Raw genomic sequence first — 22,489 nt, forward strand, 5'->3', positions numbered from 1 at the left:
TTATTAATCTACACTTAAATTAGAACAGCAAGAAGAGGCATAATCATGGGTAAAGAGAGTAATTACGTATCCAAACAGCCCGATGCCGAGGGAATCATCCATTGGACTGATGAGGAGAATCAGGTTTGGCACGACTTAGTCGATCGTCAACTTAAGTGCATTCCAGGCAAAGCGTGTGATGAGTACATGAAAGGATTAGATCTACTCGACTTGCCAAAAGATCGTATACCGCAATTGCACGAACTTAATGAAGTGCTTGAGCGTGAAACTGGTTGGCAGGTTGCTGCGGTGCCGGCACTGATTCCATTTGACGAATTCTTTCGGTTATTGGCTAATAAGCAATTCCCAGTCGCCACGTTTATTCGCACACGGGAAGAGTTTGACTACTTGCAAGAACCCGATATCTTTCATGAAATTTTTGGACATTGTCCATTGCTGACTAACCCTGCATTTGCCCACTTTACGCATCAATATGGCAAACTGGGTTATGCGGCGACACCGAAAGAACGCGTTTACTTAGCACGCCTATACTGGTTTACTGTCGAATTCGGTTTATTACAAACGGACGAGGGCATCCGCATCTACGGTGGCGGTATTTTATCCTCACCGGCGGAAACCGAATATGCGGTGAACAGTGAGAAGCCTGAACGCCATCCATTGAAAGCATTGGACGCACTGCGAACCCCATATCGGATCGATATTATTCAGCCCGTGTACTACACCATCAACAGTGTCGATGAATTATTTGAGATTTCAGACATGGATATCATGGCGTTAGTACGCGAAGCTATGGAACTGGGACTCTTTGAACCAAAATTCCCGCCTAAAGACGCGGCATAATAATTAACAGGAGTATTAATATGGCTGCATTGAATCAAGAACATTGTGAAGCGTGTAACGCAGACGCACCTAAGGTCAGTGATGATGAGCTGGCATCGCTGATGCGTGAGATCCCCGAGTGGACGCCGGTGAGCGATGATGGTGTGATGATGCTACGTCGCGAGTTTAAATTCAAAAACTTCCGCCAAGCATTAGAATTCACCAACAAAGTCGGTGAAATCGCTGAGGCCGAGAAGCACCATCCAGAAATTATCACTGAGTGGGGTAAGGCGACAGTGACCTGGTGGACCCACGCAATTAATGGCTTACACAAAAACGACTTTGTCATGGCTGCGAAAACGGACGAAATCTTAAAATAAGCTTAAGATTTGTCAAATAGTTCGATAGAACGTCGAAAACCCTAGCTCAACGGCTAGGGTTTTCCTGTATCCACGCTTGAATATCCTGTACGATATACTTTACAGTTCTCTCAACCTGAACGAATGACATGAGACTAGAGATAACCTGCGATGACCGTTTGGGCATATGCCTTGATGTATTGCAGATACTTCGCGATCAAGAAATCGATTTAAGAGGTATTGAAATTGATCCGCGCGGAAAGATTTACCTAAACTTTCCTGAACTCGCGTTTGAAGACTTCAGCCACTTAATGCCACAAATACGTCGAATTCCAAATGTTATCGATGTGAAAACCATCCCATACATGCCTTTTGAGCGTGAGCATTTTGAATTTGATTTACTCTTGAGTACTTTGCCTGATCCGGTGATTTCCATCGATATCAAAGGGCGCATCGATATCATTAATGATGCCGCCGCACAGCTATTAGGTGCGCCGAAGGACACCCTTAATGGTGAGTATTTATCACAATTTATCACTGGATTTGGGCTCGCGCGTTGGCTCGACAAACAGCCAAAGGAACCGGTTTTTGAGGCGGTTGTAATTAACAATGCCGAGTACTACGCACAGATTCTACCTATTTGGGTGACGGGCGAGGATAGCAGCCGGTCATTTGCGGGCGCCGTGTTAACGTGTAAGACCGAGCCAAACGTCGCTCAGTGGCAGAATAATAAAAACGACTCTGCCTTTGATCGGTTATTGACTGAAAACGCGGCATTCAAGAAAGTGATCAAAGAAGCACAGCGCATGGCAGAGCTCGATGCGCCACTTTTAATTGAGGGTGAGACCGGAGTTGGCAAAGAATTGCTAGCAAAGGCATGCCATCAAGCATCAGCGCGCGCCGATAAACCGTTTTTGGCGATTAATTGCGCGGCATTACCTGATAATGTTGCCGAAAGTGAATTGTTTGGCCACGGCGCAGGCAGCTTGTCAGAACACAGTGCTAAAAAGACCGGCGTGTTAGAGCAAGCCGCTGGCGGTACCGTGTTACTGGACTCAGTCGGGGAGATGTCGATTAATCTGCAGGCCAAGCTATTGCGCTTTTTAGAGCACGGTGTGTTCCGTCGTATCGGCGAGGAGCAAGAAGTTAGCGTCGATGTACGAGTCATATGTACTGCACAAAATCATCTTTATGAGCTGGTTGAGGCGGGGGCTTTCCGGGAGGATTTATATTACCGACTCAACGTGCTCGCGTTGAATGTACCACCACTCCGAGAACGGAAAGCGGATACAGTGCTACTGGCTGAACACTTTATTTCGCAAGCGTGTAAATCGCTCGGACGCAGCTTGGTCAGACTGAGTCGTTCAGCAAAAGATCGCATTAAGAGTTATCAATGGCCAGGTAACGTGCGGCAGTTGGAAAATACGATGTTCCGTTCGGTGTCTATGCTCGACGGCGACGTGCTCGAGGCAAATGATGTTAAGTTACCCGAAGCGCAAGTAGACGATGATCCGTTAGCCATTGAAATTGAAGATATCAGTTTGGATGAGGCGGTGCGTCGATTCGAGAGTACCGTGCTTAAACGCCTTTATCCGAGCTTTCCAAGTACGCGGCAATTGGCGCGCCGGTTGGGTCTTTCGCATACAGCAGTCGCGAATAAGTTACGCGATTACGGGATTGGTAAGCAGCGTAAGAAAAGCCAGTCTTAATCCGTTGTAAACTTTTTATAACACCTCGCGACAAGTTGTATATTAAACTTTACAGAGTATTCATCTGAGTCCATGAGGAGAGCGCGTCTTAACGCGTTCTCCTTTTTTGTAAATAAAAGGTTACAAACTTTAGAGCCATCCTGCCTTCTGTAGTTTTCACGCTTTACTCGCTCATTTTAGCCAAGCCCCCTAAAGTAACGATTACATATAACAAAAACACCGATGTAATCGAACACAGAAGGAAGTAGTTATGAGCGACATTAATTATAATCCACTTAACACCGACGGTTTTGAGTTTGTTGAATACACTGCACCTGATGCTAAAGGTATTGCAGCCCTTAAAGACTTGTTTGATAAGTTGGGCTTCACCGAAGTGGCTAAGCATAAAAGCAAAGAAGCGTGGCTTTATAAGCAAAACGATATTCAGTTCGTGATCAATTCACAAGTAGGTGGACAAGCAGAGGAATTCGCTAGAAAGCACGGCCCGAGTGTATGTGGTATGGCATGGCGTGTCGCGGATGCAAAAAAAGCGCTCGAGCATGCGTTAGATAATGGTGCGAAAGCATTCCCAGCAGACCAAGGCGTGATTGAAGACATCCCCGCGGTATACGGTATTGGCGAGAGTGCACTGTACTTTATCGATAACTATCAGGATATGGCCGTTTATACTGACCACTTTGAATTCTATCCTGACTGGCAAGAAAAAATGTCGTCACATGCCGCAGGTCTATATGAAATTGACCACCTTACCCACAACGTATTCCGCGGCAATATGGATACTTGGGCTGGCTTCTACGAGCGTATCGGTAACTTCCGTGAGATCCGCTATTTCGATATCGAAGGCAAACTCACAGGCTTGTTAAGCCGTGCAATGACTGCGCCGTGCGGCAAAATTCGTATCCCGATTAACGAATCGCACGACGACAAATCGCAAATCGAGGAATACCTGCGCGAGTATAACGGTGAAGGCATTCAACACATTGCATTAACCAGTGACAATATCTATAAAACGGTAAAAGATTTGCGCAGTATCGGCATGGAGTTCATGGACACGCCAGATACTTACTACGAGAAAATCAATGAGCGCGTAGAAGGTCATGAAGAAGATGTTGAAGCACTTCGTGATCAGCGCATTTTGATCGACGGCGCGCCGATGAAAGATGGCATCTTGCTGCAAATCTTTACCCAAACCGTGATTGGTCCTGTGTTCTTTGAAATTATTCAGCGTAAAGGTAACGAAGGTTTTGGTGAAGGTAACTTCAAAGCTTTATTCGAAAGTATCGAAGAAGACCAAATCCGTCGAGGAGTGTTGAGCGATGCGTAAGTGGATCAGCTTTCCCAAACAGGAAGGCGCGCATTCACGGCAGGCTCATGCTGACTTTCCTGAGCAGGCGATGTATGAACGTGAAGCGGGTCGAAGTGGATTCTTCGGCCCTGCGACTCATTTCCATCATCAGCACGCACCGACAGGTTGGTCGGATTGGCAAGGGCCGTTGCGTCCGCGCGCCTTCGACTTTAATCAACTGAAAGACCTAGACCAAGAAAACCCGTGGTTGGTAAATAATCTGCTCGAGAACGCTAACTGTAAGTTTCGTTTATGGCACTGCCAAAGCAAGATGAACTACCTGGTGCGTAATGCCGATGGTGATGACTTATTGTTTGTTCATGAGGGCAGTGGCCATGTATTTTGCGATTACGGGCATATCAAGCTAGTTAAAGGCGACTACTTTCTCATTCCACGCTCAACGAGCTGGCGCATTGCGCCCGAAGAGCCTATGCAGCTGTTGATGATCGAAGCGACGAATGGTGCGTATCAGTTACCTGAAAAAGGACTGGTCGGTAACCACGCGATTTTCGATCCGGCGGTACTGGATACACCGGCGATTGATGATGCCTTTAAGGCACAATATAGCGAAGAGCAGACGCAAACCTTCGTCAAACGTCACCAGCAGGTTTCGGTGATTACCTACCCGTTTAATCCGCTGGATGCGGTGGGTTGGCATGGCGATTTGGCACCGGTTCGACTCAATTGGCGTGATATTCGCCCGCTGATGAGCCATCGCTATCATTTACCGCCGTCAGCGCACACTACGTTTGTTGCTGAGCGCTTCGTCGTGTGTACTTTTGTTCCGCGTCCAATCGAAAGTGACCCAGGCGCGCTTAAAGTTCCGTTTTATCATAATAACGATGATTATGACGAAGTGTTGTTCTATCACGAAGGCGACTTCTTTAGTCGAGATAACATTGATCGTGGTATGGTGACCTTTCATCCGGCAGGTTTTACGCACGGGCCACACCCAAAAGCCTTTAAAGCGGGTCTAGAACATAAAAAGAAATTCACCGATGAAGTCGCAGTCATGCTCGACACGCGTGATGCATTAGAGGCATCCGATGCGGCAATGAGTGTTGAGAATCCAGACTACGTGTTCAGTTGGAAGGAGAAGTAGAATAATATGAAACTAGCAACTTATCGAAATGGTACGCGCGATGGCCAGCTGATGGTCGTCAGCCGTGACTTAACCAAAGCAGTAGCCATTCCAGCCATCGCGAGTTGTATGCAAGAGCTCGTTGATAACTGGGACGAGCTTGCGCCAAAAGCTGACGCGGTTTATCAATCACTGAATCAAGGTGATGTTGAAGGGTCTGTGACATTTGAGCAGCATTTATGTGAGTCACCGCTACCACGGGCTTATCAGTGGGCTGATGGCAGCGCTTATGTGAATCACGTTGAATTGGTACGTAAAGCGCGCGGTGCTGAAATGCCACCGAGCTTTTGGGAAGATCCTTTGATGTATCAAGGGGGCTCAGATGATTTTCTCGCGCCTCACGATGATATTGAGATGGCAAGCAATGAATGGGGCATCGATTTCGAAGGCGAAATCGCAGTCATCACTGACGACGTCCCTATGGGGATTGAAGCCAAAGATGCCAGCCAACACATTAAATTATTGATGTTGGTCAATGATGTATCTTTACGTGGCCTGATTCCGGGTGAGCTGGGTAAAGGCTTCGGCTTTTTCCAGAGCAAACCCTCATCTGCATTTTCGCCGGTTGCCGTCACGCCGGACGAGTTGGGTGACGCATGGCAAGACAGCAAAGTGCATTTACCGCTGTTATCACAATATAACGGAAAGCCTTTCGGTAAACCTAACGCGGGCGAAGACATGACATTTAACTTCGCGCAGTTGGTTGCTCACGCAGCAAAAACTCGCCATTTGGGTGCCGGTGCAATCATTGGTTCAGGTACAGTATCCAATAAGCAGGGCACCGATCATGGGACCGCGATCGCCGAAGGTGGCGTAGGGTATAGCTGTATCGCAGAAGTGCGTATGATCGAAACTATTCGTGACGGTCAGCCCACAACAAAGTTTATGGACTTTGGTGATACCATCCATTTTGAAATGAAAAATGCCGATGGCGAGTCGATCTTCGGCGCTATCGACCAAAAAGTGGTGCAATACAAAGGACCGCAATAATGATGGAACTTTACGGATACTGGCGCTCAAGCGCCAGTTTTCGTGTGCGCTTAGGACTCGCATTTAAACAGTGCGACTATACTTATCATCCGGTTCACCTAGTCAAAGATGGCGGTGAGCAACATAGTGAAGCGTACCGGAAACTAAACCCTTCTGAACTCGTCCCGACATTGATTGACGGTGACGTAAAACTCAACCAGTCGCTAGCCATTCTCGAATATCTCGATGATTGTTACCCCGATAATCCTTTGTTACCCGCGGAACATGTTGCCAAAGCGCAAGTGCGTGCGCTCGCCTATGATCTAGCGTGTGAGCTGCAACCCGTAACCAACTTGCGTGTATTGCAATATTTGACGGGCACGCTTAAATGCAGTGATGAACAGAAAGTTGAGTGGATCCACCACTGGGTCAAGAAGAGCTTTACCGCATTTGAACAGCGTCTTGCCGATTATGCAGGTGATTATTGCTTTGGAAATTCGGTAACATTGGCAGATATTTGTTTGTTGCCGCAAGTCTACAACGCAGTTCGGTTTAACGTGCCGCTAGACGACTATCCAAATCTATTGCGTGTACACAGCAATTTATTAAAGCTGGATGCGGTTCAACAAGCCTTACCGGAAAATCAACCCGACGCACAATAAAGGAAATCAGTATGCAAAAATCCCGTTTGGTGATCGCACTGAGCGCGGCGCTCGTCACTGCGTCTTGCGCATCCACTCAAAGCACGGTTGCGCAATCTACAACCACTCATAAAGCGCCCACACCCGCGACTTTAAAAGCAGACCCACTGGCTTCGGCTGAGGGCGTCGCTGAACTTACCCTTGAGCAAATCATGGCTGATCCCGACTGGATGGGGCGCTTTCCTGAAAACGCGTTTTGGAGCTTAGACGGGCAAGATATCTTGTTCTACCAAAAACGCGAGGGTAGCGAAGTTCGCGACTTAATGATAATCAAGGGTGGACAAGGTAATCCCCAGGCTGTGCCACTCTCTGAGCAACACCTATATATCGCTGACGAAAAAGAATCGTCCGTGGCGGGTGACTGGTTAGCATACACCTATAAAGGTAATGTGTTTGTTCGTTTTGGTAATGGTGAGGTGAAGCAACTCACACGTGATAGCGAACGTCAGCACAACCTTCAAGCAATGGCGGATGGTTCGCTAAGCTATCAACAAGGTCAGCAGTTCTTCCGTATCGACGTACGTTCAGGTTTGTCACAGCAAATGGCTGATATACAGTTCGCTGATGAACCACAAGCTAATGAAGCGCCGGCTGACTATATCGCTAAGGAAGAACAGAAGCTGATTCAGTTCGTACAGAAAGAGCGTAAAAATCGTGCCGAACAGTTTGAATATCAGCAGCAGTTACAACAACAAAATGACACATTAGCGCCGCAGGCGTTTTATCTTGATAAACGTATGCAATGGGTCGATGGACGCCTGTCGCCGAACGGACGTTACCTGTTGGTTGCTATGTCCGAGCCACAGAGTTGGCGCGATGACGGTGATATCATGCCGAACTACATCACTGAAGATGGCCGCATTGAGCCGGAGAAAGTGCGTCGCCGTGTCGCTGATGCCAAACCTCAGCAACATCAGTTAGTGTTGCTGGATCTGCAGAAGCATACTCAAACGAGTTTGACCTACAATACACTCGACGGCTGGAACGAAGACGTATTGGCCGCGGTAAAAGCTGAGAATGCCAAGGCGGAAGGGCAGTCATACGAAAGCAAAAAAGAACCACGTGCTATTCAGTTGATGGCGGACTGGGGCTGGGAAAACGGTGCGATTCAGTGGAACCAAGAAGGTTCGGAAGTGGCCGTCATGCTCGAAGCTTGGGACAACAAGGATCGTTGGATTGCGACCGTCGACTTCGGCGCCAAACAGTTAGAGCAGCAAGATCGCTTACACGACGATGCATGGATTAATTACACACACAATGAGTTTGGCTGGGTCGATGAAGATACGCTTTGGTTTATGTCCGAGGCGGACGGCTACTCACACCTATACGCGCGTGATCTTGATCAACAAACCACGCAGTTAACTGAAGGCCAATACGTGGTTGAAACACCGACACTATCGGCTGATAGCAGTCAGTTGTACTTTCAAGCCAATCAACCCCACCCCGGTATTTATGAGATTTACCGTGTAGCAGTAGATGGCTCAAGTGAGCCCGAACAGCTCACAGACTTAGGTGGAATGACGGGCTATGAATTAAGTCCAACGAGTGAACGGTTATTACTCACGTATTCGACGCCTTTGATGCCGCCTGAGCTTTATGTCAAGAATGCTGATGCGACAGATGAGGCACAGCGCCTCACTCACACAGTATCTGAGAAATTCTTAAGTATCGACTGGACCGCGCCGGAGATCGTGCCAATTGCTTCATCCCACGTAGATGAGCCGATTTATACACGGGTATACAAACCGGAAGGTTTTGATGCCGATCGTGCGCAAGAGTACCCAGCAGTGGTATTTATTCACGGCGCGGGTTACCTACAAAACGCGCATATGGGCTGGTCCGGTTATTTCCGTGAATTTATGTTCCATAGCTTCCTTAATAAGCAAGGTTATGTCGTTGCTGATCTCGATTACCGAGGTTCGAAAGGTTACGGACGTGATTGGCGCACCGCTATCTATCGCCAAATGGGCACGCCTGAAGTTGAAGATTTGGTCGATGTAACGGATTGGCTACAAACCAATGCAAACGTTGATGGCGAGCGCATGGGTACTTATGGTGGCTCGTATGGTGGCTTCTTAACCTTTATGGCGCTATTTAAAGAACCTGGTTTATTCCAAGCGGGGTCGGCGCTGCGTCCAGTGACCGACTGGGCACATTACAACACGGGTTATACGTCCAATATTCTTAACCTACCGCAGGATGATGCGATTGCTTATCGCCGCAGTTCACCCATTTACTATGCGGACGGTTTAGAGGACGCCTTGTTAATTAACTCACCGATGGTGGATGACAACGTATTCTTCCAAGACAGCGTGCGCCTTGTGCAACGTTTGATTGAGTTGAAAAAGACCGACTGGGAAACCGCGATTTATCCAGTGGAGCCGCACGGCTTCCGTCAGCCGGAGAGTTGGTTAAACGAATACCGTCGTATCTACAAGCTGTTTGAGGAAAACTTACAGCAGGATTAATCCTGCTGTGTTTTCTGCCTGTTTACGGCGTCGGCTAAACGGCGCCGTTGCAGGAACCAAGTGACACCGCCAGCAATCATGCCGGCTGCGTGAATCAAGGCGACATCCGGACCGACAAAATGGTCAGGTCTGAAGCCTGCTAGCTCGGCAATTACCTTACCCAGTAAAATCACAATGACTGCTGCGTACCAAGGCTGCTTGATTGCCGCATTGACGAGGCATACCAACAACAAACCATGCAGTACCCCCGATAATCCGACATATTCTATCGTCTCCGGCCACAGCCATAGCAGACCACCGCTTACTACACTGATGAGCAGATAGTTATTGAATAACTGACGCATATCGAATTGGTCATTAAAAATGCCAACAATTAGTGCCAGTCCCGCCATGTTAAATAGCCAGTGATTCCAATCTAAATGTACTAACGGAGCGCTGACTAGAGTCCAGATACTTTCACCCAGTTGAGCACTGTTATATGTCAACATTGCGTGGTAGGGCAGCCATTGAATGACCAATGATATTAAAATTAATACCGCTGCCGCCATTGCTCCGCTGGTGAGTGATTGGGTTTTGTTCATAAGCGTTTGCCTGTTCTCCTGTTGCTCCGTATGATAGAGACCACTACTTGTACCAGATGTTAGGGCTATCATGAAGTCAATTAATACCTCGCATTGGATTTTATCGTCTATCGCTGCGGCATTACTCGCGGCTTGCTCTCCTGCTCAAACAAGTGCTAGCGCGACCGCGGCATCACAAGATTCTGAGTCAAAGCAAGAAGCGCGCGAGCCAGAAGTGGCGACGGGTTTTGCAGATAAAGAAGCAGTCGTAACGGATAATTTTATGGTGACTGCCGCCAACCCTCATGCCGTAGAGGCAGGTTATAAGGTGTTAAAGGAAGGCGGTAGTGCCGTTGATGCAGCAATTGCAGTACAAGCAATGCTTGGTTTAACAGAACCGCAGTCGTCCGGTATCGGTGGCGGCGCGTTTATTCTTTATTGGGATAACGAGCAACAAAAACTGTATACCATTGATGCGCGTGAGACAGCACCGATGGAAGCGACTGAAGCGCTATTTCTTGACCAGGACGGTAACGCACCACCGTGGATTGAAGCGGTGGTAGGCGGACGTTCTGTGGGAACGCCCGGTGTAGTGCGAGGCTTGGAATTGGCCCACCAAAAGTGGGGCAAGTTAGATTGGCAGCCGTTGTTTGATGATGCGATTAACTTGGCCGAGCAAGGATTTGAAGTCTCTCCTCGATTAGCTAAGTTGGTTGAAAGCGAGATCAATCCTGGCGTTAAGAAAATGCCAACGATTTCAGATTATCTATTTCCTGATGGACAGCCGATTGAAGCCGGCACGACTTTGGTCAACAAGGATTATGCTGATAGTCTGAGCTTGATTGCTACGCAGGGAGCGGATGCGTTTTACCAAGGTCCATTAGCGCAGAAAATTGTTGATGCGGTACGTAATAGCCCGATAGCACCCGGCGTGTTAAGTACCAAGGACTTGGCTGAGTATCAAGCGGTAATCCGAGAACCGGTGTGTGATGCGTACCGTCAATATCAGGTCTGTGGTATGGGTCCACCGAGCTCTGGAGGCCTGACGACGTTGCAAACACTGGGTATCTTGCAGAATTATGATGTTTCGTCATGGAAAGTGAACGGCGAACAATTTGCTCATCACTTTACTCAAGCCTCTCGGTTGGCTTTTGCCGATCGTAATCAATGGATTGCGGATCCAGATTTTGTATCCGTTCCAATGCAGGGTATGTTGAACAACGACTATCTCGCTAAACGCGCCAAGCAAATCGATGAGCGTGATATGGGCAAAGCGAAGCCGGGTCTATATTTAAAACCTGAGTATGAGCAAGACATCGCTTATGAACGACCTAACACCAGCCATATGTCGATTGTTGACAGCGAAGGTAACGTCATTTCCATGACCACCAGCATCGAGATGGGCTTTGGCTCAACCGTCATGGCGGGTGGATTTATCTTAAATAACCAACTTACCGACTTCTCGCTGACGCCGATGGACGAGGCTGGGCGTAAAATAGCAAACCGTGTACAACCGGGTAAGCGTCCACGTAGTTCAATGTCACCCACCATCGTACTCAACGAAGCGGGCGACCGCGTTGTGCATGCGCTGGGCTCGCCCGGCGGCAGTCGAATTATCAACTATGTCACCCAAACCGTTGTGGGGCTAATTGATTGGAACTTGGACATGCAACAAGCCATTGATTTAGGTCACGTGACTAATCGCAATGATTATACGGCGCTGGAGAAGGGGCGAGATATTGCAACCCTAAAAGAAGTTTTAGAAAAGCGCGGTCATGATGTCAAAGTCATTGATTTAAATAGTGGTATTCATGGCATTACGGTGTTACCTACCGGGCAGTTACAAGGTGGCGCGGATCCGCGTCGCGAAGGCATTGTAATGGGGCAATAAGGCAGCGATTAATGATTAATACAAAGTTTAACCCAAAGCTTTGCTCGGCTGCTTTTGTCGTAATGATATTAAGCGCATTGGCAGGCTGTGAGCCTGCCAAAGAAACCAGCTACACCAATAGTATGGGGCAAGAGACCAGTCACGAAACCCAGAGCAAAATGCATGCCGCATTGAGTTTTTACTATGCGATTTATCGCGAGGATGATTTAGATGCGGCAAAGCACTTTGCTTCTGAACGACTGTCTCAGTTAATAGAGCACTACGGTTCTGTCAGCGCCGTACAACGTTATGTGTTAAACCGCTACTTTGATCGCGTCGAAATTTCTATCGACCCATCTTCATTTAAGCAGTACTTGAATCGTGACGACGAACAACGTGTCACATTGGTTTTTGATGGCTCGTATGATGGTGAGATGGTGAAAGACCGTCGAGATATTGTATTAGTTAAAGAGAAGAACTTATGGCGCGTGGATCAAATTCTTGACCCACGCTATCGACCTTAACTCAAACTTGCTTTGGCTGATCAGTATAGGGGGGCCAACCTAAGGGTTTGCCCGCCAATAAGTGTAGATGGATATGATACACCGATTGGCCGCCGTGTTCGTTACAGTTCATTACACAGCGATAACCGTCTTTAGCGAAGCCATACTGCACCGCTAGTTTACCTGCAACCACGTACAAGTGACCGACCAGTCCCGCATCTTTCTCATCAATATCATTGATGGTGGCGATCGCTTTTTTGGGAATAATAAGCAGGTGCACGGGCGCTTGAGGATTGATGTCCTTAAACGCGAGTGCGTGATCGTCTTCGTACACGATATCCGCAGGAATCTCGCGATTAATAATTTTGGTGAAAATAGTTTCTTCTACCATAACCTTATGTCCCTTATAAGTACGTTACCCTCATGGTACATTTAGGCTCATAGTAGGGCAATGGATCAACTGTGTTTTTGTAATCCAGCTAATGCAGGGTCGCTAATCTGACGCAGCAAGGATTGGTTTACTCGGGGCTGACTCTCGACTTCACGTAAGCAACTCTCCGCCACATAGGTCTGAATCGATGAGTTTTTTACTAAAATGAGATACCACGGTTGGTCTTTATTAGCCCCTGACAACACTTGGCGTTGGTACCAGTCATCGCTCAAGCTGAAGGCGGCGTCGACGTCTACAATGACACCTTCATAACCGTATAAGCTATGTTTAATAGGCTGACCTAAGTTAAAAGACGCGCGCACAATAGAATTTTGATTATTAAAAGCCACTATTTTCCCACCATCATGAAGCATTGTTATTTTCTTATCGGCCAGTGTGTGCTATTTCTGAATGTAAATTTCAAAACTTTAGGAACGACACAATGCACGATGATGACAAACGCAGTGACCGTCGAGTACCTGTTAAAACGCCCGCCTCTGTTGAGGTAAATAATAAGACATTAACGGGGGAGTGTTGTGACTTAAGTGCGCATGGTGTACTACTGATTTTGCCTGAGCGGCTCGATGTTGGAACGCATTTTGATGTAATTGTAAGAGCTGCGGGCAGCACGGCCGACTTACGCGCCACCGGCATCGTCGTAAGAGTGGACGATGCCGGTGAGTCAGGTTACGAACACGGATGTAAGCTTATCGATGTGTCGTAACCTGATGACTTACATAACACGCATACCAGGTTTAGCGCCCTCATGTGGGTTTAAGATATAAATTTCATCTTTACCAGGGCCTGCTGCTAATACCATACCTTCTGACATACCAAAGCGCATTTTACGCGGTGCCAAGTTGGCAACCATAACGGTGTGTTGACCAATCAGTTTCTCAGGTGCGTAAGCGGACTTGATGCCGGCAAACACTTGGCGCTGCTCGCCACCTAAATCTAAAGTCAGCTTGAGCAGTTTGTCAGCCCCTTCAACGTGTTCAGCATTAACAATGAGTGCCACGCGCAAATCAACTTTAGCAAACTCATCAAAGTTAATAGTTTCTGCGATAGGCTCTTTGCTGAGCTCATCGTTAACCTCGGCCTTGACCGCGGGTGTCTCCGTGGCCGCTTGCTGCTCTTTTGAGTCCTCTAACATCTGCTCAATGTCCTTCATTTCTACGCGTTGCATTAACGCCTTGAACTTATCAATAGGGTGGTTGGTTAACACTTGCTTGTGGCTATCCCAGGTAAACTGGTCATTTAAGAAATGCTGAACTGATTTAGAGAGCTCAGGTACCACAGGAGTGAGGTAAACCATCAGAACGCGGAACAAATTGATGCCAAGCGAGCAAATTTCATGCACCTCACTGGCTGCATCTGGGTTTTTAATCAGTTGCCATGGTTCTTTATCTGCAATGTATTGATTTGCGCGATCAGCCAAAGTCATGATTTCTCGCATCGCTTTAGAAAATTCGCGCTGCTCATACAGATCGGCAATTTCAGCACCTGCCTGCTGAAAGTCTTCTAACAATGCAGAGTCGGCCACTGAATCAGAGAGCTTACCGTCGAACTTTTTGGTGATAAAGCCGGCGCAACGGCTGGCGATATTAATCACTTTACCAACCAGATCGGAATTCACGCGCTGAGCGAAATCAGTCAAATTTAAATCTAAATCGTCAATGCGACTGGTCAGTTTGGCTGCAAAGTAGTAACGCAAATACTCAGGGTTTAAGTGGTCAAGGTAAGTGCGTGCTTTAATGAATGTACCTTTAGATTTCGACATCTTGGTGCCGTTAACCGTGATAAAACCGTGTGCCCACACGTTGGTCGGTTGACGGAACTGCGCACCTTTCAGCATGGCGGGCCAGAACAAACTATGAAAGTAGATAATGTCCTTGCCAATGAAGTGATAGACTTCGGCGTTACTATCGGCTTGCCAATAGTCGTCCCAATTGGCGTTACCCGTTGTATCACAGTAGTGCTTAAAGCTACTCATGTAACCAATCGGGGCATCCAACCAAACATAGAAGTATTTGTCTTCGGTGCCTGGGATTTTGAAGCCAAAGTACGGCGCATCGCGCGAGATATCCCAGCGTTGCAAGCCTTGTTCGAACCACTCATTCAATTTATTGGCCATTTCACCTTGCAAAGAGCCCGAGCGTGTCCAGCTCTTTAGCATGTCGCCAAATGCGGGTAGGTCAAAAAAGTAATGCTCTGATTGACGTAACTCGGGTGTTGCTCCCGATACCACCGAGCGTGGATTTTTCAAATCGGTAGGCGCATAGGTTGCGCCGCAGACGTCACAGTTATCACCATACTGATCTTCAGCACCGCACTCTGGACAGTCACCCTTTACGAAGCGGTCAGGTAGAAACATTTGCTTCTCGGGGTCATATAACTGTTCTATCACTTCAGTCTTGATATGACCGGCGTCGTCTAAGCGTTGGTAGATTGTTTCTGCCAACACTTTGTTTTCTTCACTGTGGGTCGTGTAGTAATCGTCAAAACCAATGTTAAAGCCTGCAAAATCAGCCTCATGCGAGCGCTGCATATCGCCTATCATTTGTTCAGGGGTAATGCCCAGCTGTTGAGCTTTAAGCATAATTGGGGTGCCGTGGGCATCATCAGCGCACATATAGTGGCACTCATGACCACGTAGCTTTTGAAAACGAACCCAAATATCCGCCTGGATATAGCCTAAAAGGTGGCCAATATGAATTGGACCGTTCGCGTAGGGTAACGCGTTTGTCACCAAAATTTTACGATCAGTGTGGCTCATGCGAGAATTAGCTTCCATCAGTGTTATGATTAGATAATGCTAAATATTATCATAGGATACACATGATACACAGAGCCAAGAGGTGGCTGATGAAGTCGTTTTCAGCAAAAAATGAACAACTGGCAGCCTTACTGTCTGATTTAGCCCATCCTGCCTGCGAACACGGCATACCATCGGATTGGCTCAGTATCGACAGTGACGCGCGTACAGCCACGCTAACGTTTCCTTTCGCGATAGAACAAACCTCTTTGTTGGACGTTATCAATGATGACCCCGATTTAAGCACATGGACGTGGACCGTTGATTGTCGGGTTCAACGTTTGTCGAATAGTAAACCGGATCGACCGATGAAAACCGGCAATGTCATTGTCGTATCATCGGGTAAAGGTGGCGTCGGCAAGTCGTCGGTGAGTGTTTCGTTGGCGCTTGCTTTGAGTCGTATGGGCGCGCGCGTTGGGCTGCTTGATGCTGATATCTATGGCCCCTCTATACCCACGATGTTGGGTCAGCCTGAGCATAAGCTGGAGGTGAAAAATGATAAACTGCAGCCAATTCAGTATGAAGGTTTAGTGGCCAACTCGATTGGCTACTTGGTCGATGATAACGATGCCACAATTTGGCGCGGACCGATGGCAAGTCGTGCCTTACAGCAACTATTTAATGATACGGACTGGGGTCTACTAGATTATTTGATAGTCGATATGCCACCGGGTACAGGCGATATTCAGTTGACCATGGCACAACAGTTACCGGTCACAGGCGCAGTCGTGGTGACAACGCCTCAGAATGTCGCACTTAAAGATGCTGAAAAAGGTGTCAGCATGTTTGAACGTCTTGAGATACCATTGATTGGTGTATTAGAAAATATGAGTTATTTTGAGTGCGGTCATTGTGGCACAGCGTCACACTTATTTGGGCAAGGTGGAGGAGAGCAACTAGCGACCCGTCACGCCGTTGCCAATTTAGGTCAATGGCCACTCACGCCCGAGTTTGGTGCACAGCTCGATGCTTCAAAAAAGCACGCGTCACTCGAACTGTCCGAGCTACAACAGCACACCGCTCAACGTGTGGTAGCGGAACTCTATCACCTGAAACAACAATCGGTGTAAGATAAATAAAAAAGGGGATGGTATGCGCTTAACGGATCACGAAATAGAACAAGCCTTGGCAGATGGTCGTATCGGCATCGAACCGACGCCGAGTCAACAAAATATCTCGGGTGTTACACTCGATATTCATCTTGGAAGCGAGTTTCGTGTCTTACAAGATCATGCGGCTGCTTATATTGACATAAGTGGTTCACGTGCAGATATCGAGGCTGCGATTCACGAAGTGATGAGCGACGAGATAAACTTAAAGCCCGATCAAGCGTTCTTTATTCATCCAGGCGAATTTGCGTTGGCCGTAACTCATGAGTCGATTCATTTACCTGATGATATGGTTGGCTGGCTTGATGGGCGCTCCTCGCTTGCTCGGCTAGGGCTCATGGTGCACGTCACCGCACACCGGATTGATCCGGGTTGGAAAGGTCAAATCGTACTGGAGTTTTATAACGGCGGTAAACTGCCACTAGCGCTGCGTCCGGGAATGAAAATCGGTGCTATCAGCTTTGAACAGTTAAGCAGTCCTTGTGCGCGCCCATACAACAAGCGCGCGGATGCTAAATATAAAGATCAGCAAGGCGCGGTCGCTTCGCGCATTTCGGCAGACGGTGGCTAGGCGGCTGTCTTAAGTTGACCTAAAAGTTGTTCGAGTTGAGTCAGTAGGACGTGTGTATCATGACGATAATGCACTTCGTGATCTGACTTAAGCTCGCCCAACTGAGGGATACTGACCGATGTATCTGCGAAGTTGGTGAGCACAGCATCAATAATCGGCGCACCGACGTGTTGTTCAATAAACTTAAGCTTATCACCCACACTCATGGTGCCAGCAGGTCCTTTTTCATGCACCAAATTGTCAATAAACACGACACGCGCTTTGGTTGACGCCAGCGCTGCTCCAATTTTGGGCACCAGCAACGGGGGCAATACCGACGTAAGAAAGCTCCCTGGACCCAAAATCACTAATTCGCTTTTCTTAATGTGTTGTAACACTTCAGGTGTCGCAATGGCATCATTAGTGAGTTTTAATGAGCGAGGCAGGTGTGGCAAATTATCAATCAATATTTCCCCATGACACTCAATATCATCATGAGTGAGCGCGATTAAATCGGTCGGACATTCGGACATTGGCAGTAAACGTGTATCGACGTTGAGTAATCGACTCAATAGATGAATACCATCAGAAGGGCGAGCACTGACTTGGTCTAAAGTATGAAGCAGTAAATTACCAAAATTATGACCGGCCAGCGGGTCATCACCACTAAAACGATAATTAAGCACCTGCGCCGCGAGAGGCTGCTCTACCAACTGGGATAAACAATTGCGTATATCGCCCCACGCAATGCAGTCATGGGACTGACGTAATAAGCCCGTGGCACCCCCGTTATCGGTGGTAGTAACCACACCAACTAAACGATGCTTTAAAAAGCGTAGTGATGAAAGTACCCGACCTAAGCCGTGTCCGCCGCCAATGGCAGTAACGCGTTTAAGCGTTGATAGTTGCATTGAGTTAACCCAGCAATGGTATGATGCATGATAAAAGGATGTGTAAAACGATAGCGCATTTAAACTTTAAAGCGCAAGTGCCACTGCACTTCAGAGGAGTTTTATGAGCCTGGTGCTAAAGCAAGAGTACGCCAAAACATTCCCTAATTTGGTCAGTGCGCATAACATTGTGCCGCTGGAAGGGCCGCGACTGGCGCTGTTCAATCAGCCTCTCGCCAATCAACTCGGTGTCAAAGCTGCGGATATCAATGTCCTCCGCGAGTGGTGTTTAGGCAATACACCGACATCGGGGCACGCGCAAAAGTACGTGGGTCACCAGTTCGGTGTGTTCAATCCGGATTTAGGTGATGGGCGCGGTGTCCTACTGGGAGAAATAGAGGATGAACAAGCACAAACGTGGGATTTACACTTAAAAGGTGCAGGACCCACCGCTTATAGCCGTGGCGGCGATGGTCGTGCTGTTCTTCGCTCCAGTTTACGTGAGTATTTTGCCAGTGAAACACTGAATCATTGGGGGATTGCTACAACGCGTGCTTTGGCGCTAGTCAGTTCACAGCAGGGGGTACAGCGTGAACGCTTGGAGCCCGGTGCCATTTTGACGCGCGTTGCGAAAACGCATGTACGATTTGGTCACTTTGAGTACTGTTACAGCCAACGCTTGGTCACTGAACAAAAGCAGCTTTGGCAACATGTAATGCAGCGTTGCTGGCCACAGTTAACCGACGCTGAGCCGATTGAGCAATTCCGCGCGGTGGTTAAGGCAACCGCTGAAATGATTGCTGACTGGCAAGCGTTTGGTTTTATCCATGGTGTGATGAATACGGACAATATGAGTATATGTGGTGAAACCTTTGATTTTGGTCCTTATACGGTGTTTGATACGTTTATTCCGCAACAAATTTTTAATCACACCGACCACCGCGGCCGCTATAGCTTTCTACGACAACCGAGTGTTGGGTTATGGAATTTGCAACGCCTGAGCCAAGCGCTGTCACTGATATTTCCGGTCGATGCATTGGCGCCGGTTTTAAATGAGTACGAAGACTTCTTACAACAACGTTATCTTGGGCGAATGAGAAAACGCTTAGGTCTTACGCACGGTGATGACTCAGTTGCGTTTAAACGGGTCGGAGAGTGGATGGGCTTGATACAACGTTTTGAATGGGACTTCCAAGATAGCTTTATTATGTTGCAGGATATAATAAAAGGTGATCGCGCCATGCCAGACGATGCTCTATTTAAAGAGTGGTATGAGTGTTACATGGCCGATAACGACCAACAACCACAACTCGAAGTCATGGCAACGACCAACCCGCGTGTATCGTTGCGTAACCATCATTTAGCGCAGGTGATTGCTCAGGCAGAGCAGGGCGAATGGACAGCCGCACAGAGTTACCTTGCGGCACTTACTGGACAGTCGCTAAGTGCCGATGAACTGAGCCATTGGCAGCAACCGCCAAACAGTAACGAGCAGGTTACATCACTGTCGTGTTCTAGCTAGTGCCGACATTGCGATTTACCCTGGGATAGGACACAATCAAGAGACTTCATTAAAGGAATGTGAGTGATGAAAAAGTTAATGTTGTTAGGTGTGGCAAGTGCATTTAGTTTTAGTGCGCTTGCGCAACAGTGGTCGGTACCTGCACCACAAGATTTTGACCAAGGCTATGTGTGTCTGGATGGCGTTGACCAACCCATTCAAGTCGAGTTCGCCGATAGTGTGGCGCAGCAAGCGCGAGGTCTGATGCAGCGCACTGAACTGGGGGAATACTCGGGTATGTTATTTCGATACCCGAACCAGCGACCCGGGGGGTCGGGCTTTTGGATGTATCAAACCCTCATTCCGCTCGATATAGCCTACTTAGCAAAGGACGGCAGTATTGTAAAAACCTTCACCATGATGCCGTGTGGCAGTGATGATCCGCGTCAGTGTCGTAGTTACGCACCGGGTAAACCCTATCATGATGTACTGGAACTCAATGCAGGTTTTTTAGCAAAGCACGATATCCGAATCGGTGATCACGTGCGTGTGAATCCGCCGCTCAACGACAACGAGCAGTGTCATAATAACTAAAAGGGGAGAAGCGATGAAACCACTTATCATCAGTGCGGTCGCATTAGCCGTGCTCACGGCGTGTGGTCCGCAGCAGTCACAAGATAAGACAGCAACGGAACAAACCAGCGCTGACAAACAGCCCGCTGACCTGAAAGGTTCAGCATTTAATCCAAACTTTCGCGATTATCTTAAAACCATTTCTTCTGACGAGTTTGAGGGGCGTGAGCCTGCCTCAGCAGGGGAAGAGAAAGTCGTATCTTTTATCGAAAACCACTTCCGCGAGTGGGGGCTAAAGCCAATCGATAAAGAAAACGATAGCTATCGTCAGCCGTTTCCGTTGGTAAAAATCATGCCGTACAAGGTCAGTGACATGACGTTCAGCGGTGATAACGCGCCAGAGACTATGAAGTATCGTACTGAGATGATGGCGTGGACTATGCAGGTTACTGAAGAAGTGGACCTCAGTGATAGCGAAATGGTGTTTGTGGGTTACGGTATCGTCGCGCCTGAATATGATTGGAATGATTATGAGGGACTCGACGTTGAAGGCAAAACCGTGGTGATGTTCGTCAATGACCCCGGTTATGCGACGCAAGATCCTGAGCTGTTTAACGGCAATGCGATGACGTACTACGGCCGTTGGACGTATAAATATGAAGAGGCCGCTCGTCAAGGTGCTGCCGGCGCGTTAATCATTCATGAAACAGGTCCCGCGGGATACGGTTGGGGTGTTGTCGCTGGGGGCTCGCCTGTACGTTTCGATCTGAAACGTGAGAACAACAATATGAACCGCGCCAAAGTCGAGGGTTGGATCACTAAAGACAGCGCAGAAGGTCTATTTGCCAAACAAGGCATGACACTTGAAGAAGCGCGTAAAAAAGCGCTGAGCGAAGATTTTGAAGCGATGCCACTTAATGCGCAAGCTTCGGTATCGGTTAAGAACAAATTTGAGTTCTTAGACACCAATAACGTTGTAGGTTACATCGAGGGTACTAAATACCCAGAAGAACACGTGATTTACATGGCGCACCACGATCACCTTGGTACCGACCCAGTACGTGAAGATGATCCTATTTACAATGGTGCGCAGGATAATGCATCAGGTACAGCCGGCTTATTGGCGATAGCCGAGAAGTTTGCACAGCAGCCAGCGCCGGAGCGTTCTATTGTGTTTGCTGCGGTCGGAGCTGAGGAAAGCGGCTTATTAGGTTCAGCTTGGTATGCCGATCATCCATTATTCCCCCTTGCAAAAGCAGTTGGTGGCATCAATATGGATGTAATGAACGTTTACGGACCGATGAAAGATCTCGTGGTGATTGGTTACGGTAACTCAGAAATGGATGAGTATGTGAAGCCATTTATTGAGGAACAAAATCGTTATTTAACACCCAACCCAACACCTGAAGCGGGCTTCTTCTATCGTTCAGATCACTTTAACTTAGCGAAAAAAGGCGTACCCATGTTGTATGCTGAAGGTGGTAATGACCACATTACGAAAGGTAAAGAGTGGACTGAGGAACAACGTGCTAAATACGTTGCTGAGGCTTATCACAAGCCGGCCGATGAATATGACCCAGAGTGGGACTTACGTGGTACGCAACAAGATTTATCTGCGTTTTATCAGCTAGGACGTTCGCTGGCGAATTCTCGCGACTGGCCGCAATGGGCCGAAGGTAACGAATTCGAAGCAGTACGCAAAAAAACCGAAGAGCAGCGTAAGTAATCTGTTTGCAGGCGGAACGGATTGTTAACGGTGTTGTCCTAATTAGTAGAGGATTGAGGAGTACCTATGAATCAGTACAAAAACCGAATCTATGTCCGCCAAGCAAATTCGGGCGGTAGTATCTTGGGCCGAATACTCGGTATCATCATGCTACTCGCCATTATCGGCTTCTCGATTGCCTTTGGCTTAATCGTGCTTGCAGTGGGGTTTGTGTTGTTGATACCTGTGATGTGGAAGCAACGCCATGCGATAAAGCAAATGTGGCAAATGCGGAAGCAGGCGAAGCAGCAGTTTGAACAACAACGGCAAGCTCAGCAGAACGCGGAACGCCATTATACTGAGCGTGATAGTGAAGGCTCAGTTATTGATGGTGAATATAAAGATTTGTCTGACCGCAACGATAAGTCATAGTGTTTACTTATAAAAAAAGCCCAGTTGCTAAACAACTGGG

22 protein-coding genes are annotated in these 22,489 nt (G+C 47.8%); 17 read left to right on the forward strand and 5 right to left on the reverse strand.

Features of this window, described 5'->3' with window-relative positions:
• Positions 1-45 precede the first annotated feature (45 nt).
• From phhA to BFR57_RS09640, 8 genes are all read left to right on the forward strand, one after another.
• On the forward strand, positions 46-840 hold the full coding sequence (gene phhA / locus BFR57_RS09605; protein ID WP_071463731.1) for a phenylalanine 4-monooxygenase: 795 nt from the start codon (positions 46-48) through the stop codon (positions 838-840).
• Between the two features lie 20 nt (positions 841-860).
• Complete coding sequence (locus BFR57_RS09610) at positions 861-1,199, forward strand: 4a-hydroxytetrahydrobiopterin dehydratase (RefSeq protein WP_071463732.1); 339 nt, start codon at positions 861-863, stop codon at positions 1,197-1,199.
• A gap of 128 nt (positions 1,200-1,327) precedes the next feature.
• Complete coding sequence (tyrR, locus tag BFR57_RS09615) at positions 1,328-2,887, forward strand: transcriptional regulator TyrR (RefSeq protein ID WP_071463733.1); 1,560 nt, start codon at positions 1,328-1,330, stop codon at positions 2,885-2,887.
• A gap of 250 nt (positions 2,888-3,137) precedes the next feature.
• Positions 3,138-4,211 carry a 4-hydroxyphenylpyruvate dioxygenase gene (gene hppD, locus BFR57_RS09620; protein WP_071463734.1) on the forward strand — a complete coding sequence of 358 codons (1,074 nt, stop codon included), beginning with the start codon at positions 3,138-3,140 and terminating at the stop codon, positions 4,209-4,211.
• Positions 4,204-5,334: a homogentisate 1,2-dioxygenase gene (locus BFR57_RS09625; RefSeq protein WP_071463735.1), complete on the forward strand. Its 1,131-nt coding sequence runs from the start codon at positions 4,204-4,206 to the stop codon at positions 5,332-5,334. Before hppD ends, BFR57_RS09625 begins: the two co-directional genes overlap by 8 nt.
• Before the next feature lie 6 nt (positions 5,335-5,340).
• Positions 5,341-6,363, forward strand: a complete 1,023-nt coding sequence (locus BFR57_RS09630) for a fumarylacetoacetate hydrolase family protein (protein WP_071463736.1) — start codon at positions 5,341-5,343, stop codon at positions 6,361-6,363.
• A gap of 2 nt (positions 6,364-6,365) precedes the next feature.
• Positions 6,366-7,004, forward strand: coding sequence for a maleylacetoacetate isomerase (gene maiA / locus BFR57_RS09635; RefSeq protein ID WP_071463910.1), 639 nt, complete (start codon positions 6,366-6,368; stop codon positions 7,002-7,004).
• 11 nt (positions 7,005-7,015) lie between these two features.
• The gene (locus BFR57_RS09640; protein WP_071463737.1) at positions 7,016-9,511 is read left to right on the forward strand and encodes a prolyl oligopeptidase family serine peptidase; all 2,496 of its coding nucleotides are present in this window, start codon (positions 7,016-7,018) and stop codon (positions 9,509-9,511) included.
• Here the strand turns inward: BFR57_RS09640 and rrtA are convergent.
• Entirely contained in the window at positions 9,508-10,092 is a 585-nt protein-coding gene (gene rrtA, locus BFR57_RS09645) for a rhombosortase (RefSeq protein WP_071463738.1), read from the reverse strand. The genes BFR57_RS09640 and rrtA overlap by 4 nt on opposite strands.
• Before the next feature lie 70 nt (positions 10,093-10,162).
• On the opposite strand from rrtA, the gene ggt reads away from it, so the two are divergent.
• The gene (ggt, locus tag BFR57_RS09650) at positions 10,163-11,962 is read left to right on the forward strand and encodes a gamma-glutamyltransferase (RefSeq protein ID WP_071463739.1); all 1,800 of its coding nucleotides are present in this window, start codon (positions 10,163-10,165) and stop codon (positions 11,960-11,962) included.
• An 11-nt stretch (positions 11,963-11,973) separates the two neighbouring features.
• Complete coding sequence (locus tag BFR57_RS09655) at positions 11,974-12,465, forward strand: hypothetical protein (protein ID WP_253183622.1); 492 nt, start codon at positions 11,974-11,976, stop codon at positions 12,463-12,465.
• 1 nt (position 12,466) lies between these two features.
• On the opposite strand, the gene BFR57_RS09660 is transcribed toward BFR57_RS09655, so the two are convergent.
• Positions 12,467-12,835, reverse strand: a complete 369-nt coding sequence (locus BFR57_RS09660; protein WP_071463740.1) for a histidine triad nucleotide-binding protein — start codon at positions 12,833-12,835, stop codon at positions 12,467-12,469.
• A 65-nt stretch (positions 12,836-12,900) separates the two neighbouring features.
• Positions 12,901-13,224 (reverse strand): heat shock protein HspQ, encoded by a 324-nt coding sequence (gene hspQ / locus BFR57_RS09665; protein ID WP_253183623.1) that lies wholly within the window; start codon positions 13,222-13,224, stop codon positions 12,901-12,903.
• Positions 13,225-13,316: 92 nt separating this feature from the next.
• Between hspQ and BFR57_RS09670 the strand changes: the two genes are divergently transcribed.
• A complete protein-coding gene (locus BFR57_RS09670) occupies positions 13,317-13,598 on the forward strand; it encodes a PilZ domain-containing protein (protein ID WP_071463742.1) in 282 nt (93 codons plus the stop codon).
• A 9-nt stretch (positions 13,599-13,607) separates the two neighbouring features.
• Here the strand turns inward: BFR57_RS09670 and metG are convergent, their stop codons facing one another.
• The gene (gene metG / locus BFR57_RS09675) at positions 13,608-15,650 is read right to left on the reverse strand and encodes a methionine--tRNA ligase (protein WP_071463743.1); all 2,043 of its coding nucleotides are present in this window, start codon (positions 15,648-15,650) and stop codon (positions 13,608-13,610) included.
• Between the two features lie 89 nt (positions 15,651-15,739).
• Here metG and BFR57_RS09680 point away from each other — a divergent pair, with 89 nt between their 5' ends.
• Positions 15,740-16,759, forward strand: a complete 1,020-nt coding sequence (locus BFR57_RS09680) for an Mrp/NBP35 family ATP-binding protein (RefSeq protein ID WP_143441071.1) — start codon at positions 15,740-15,742, stop codon at positions 16,757-16,759.
• Between the two features lie 22 nt (positions 16,760-16,781).
• Complete coding sequence (dcd, locus tag BFR57_RS09685) at positions 16,782-17,369, forward strand: dCTP deaminase (protein ID WP_071463744.1); 588 nt, start codon at positions 16,782-16,784, stop codon at positions 17,367-17,369.
• Here the strand turns inward: dcd and yvcK are convergent.
• Positions 17,366-18,259 carry a uridine diphosphate-N-acetylglucosamine-binding protein YvcK gene (gene yvcK, locus BFR57_RS09690; protein ID WP_071463745.1) on the reverse strand — a complete coding sequence of 298 codons (894 nt, stop codon included), beginning with the start codon at positions 18,257-18,259 and terminating at the stop codon, positions 17,366-17,368. The two genes, dcd and yvcK, sit on opposite strands and share 4 nt — an antisense overlap.
• A 103-nt stretch (positions 18,260-18,362) precedes the next feature.
• Between yvcK and BFR57_RS09695 the strand changes: the two genes are divergently transcribed.
• From BFR57_RS09695 to BFR57_RS09710, 4 genes are all read left to right on the forward strand, one after another.
• On the forward strand, positions 18,363-19,760 hold the full coding sequence (locus BFR57_RS09695; RefSeq protein WP_071463746.1) for a protein adenylyltransferase SelO family protein: 1,398 nt from the start codon (positions 18,363-18,365) through the stop codon (positions 19,758-19,760).
• A 66-nt stretch (positions 19,761-19,826) separates the two neighbouring features.
• The gene (locus BFR57_RS09700; RefSeq protein WP_071463747.1) at positions 19,827-20,333 is read left to right on the forward strand and encodes a DUF192 domain-containing protein; all 507 of its coding nucleotides are present in this window, start codon (positions 19,827-19,829) and stop codon (positions 20,331-20,333) included.
• Positions 20,334-20,346: 13 nt separating this feature from the next.
• Positions 20,347-22,038 (forward strand): M28 family metallopeptidase, encoded by a 1,692-nt coding sequence (locus BFR57_RS09705; protein ID WP_071463748.1) that lies wholly within the window; start codon positions 20,347-20,349, stop codon positions 22,036-22,038.
• 66 nt (positions 22,039-22,104) lie between these two features.
• Positions 22,105-22,449, forward strand: coding sequence for a DUF2371 domain-containing protein (locus tag BFR57_RS09710; protein ID WP_071463749.1), 345 nt, complete (start codon positions 22,105-22,107; stop codon positions 22,447-22,449).
• Positions 22,450-22,489 lie beyond the last annotated feature (40 nt).

It is taken from the genome of Idiomarina sp. MD25a (assembly GCF_001870515.1).
In the GTDB taxonomy this organism is placed as follows: Bacteria; Pseudomonadota; Gammaproteobacteria; order Enterobacterales; family Alteromonadaceae; genus Idiomarina.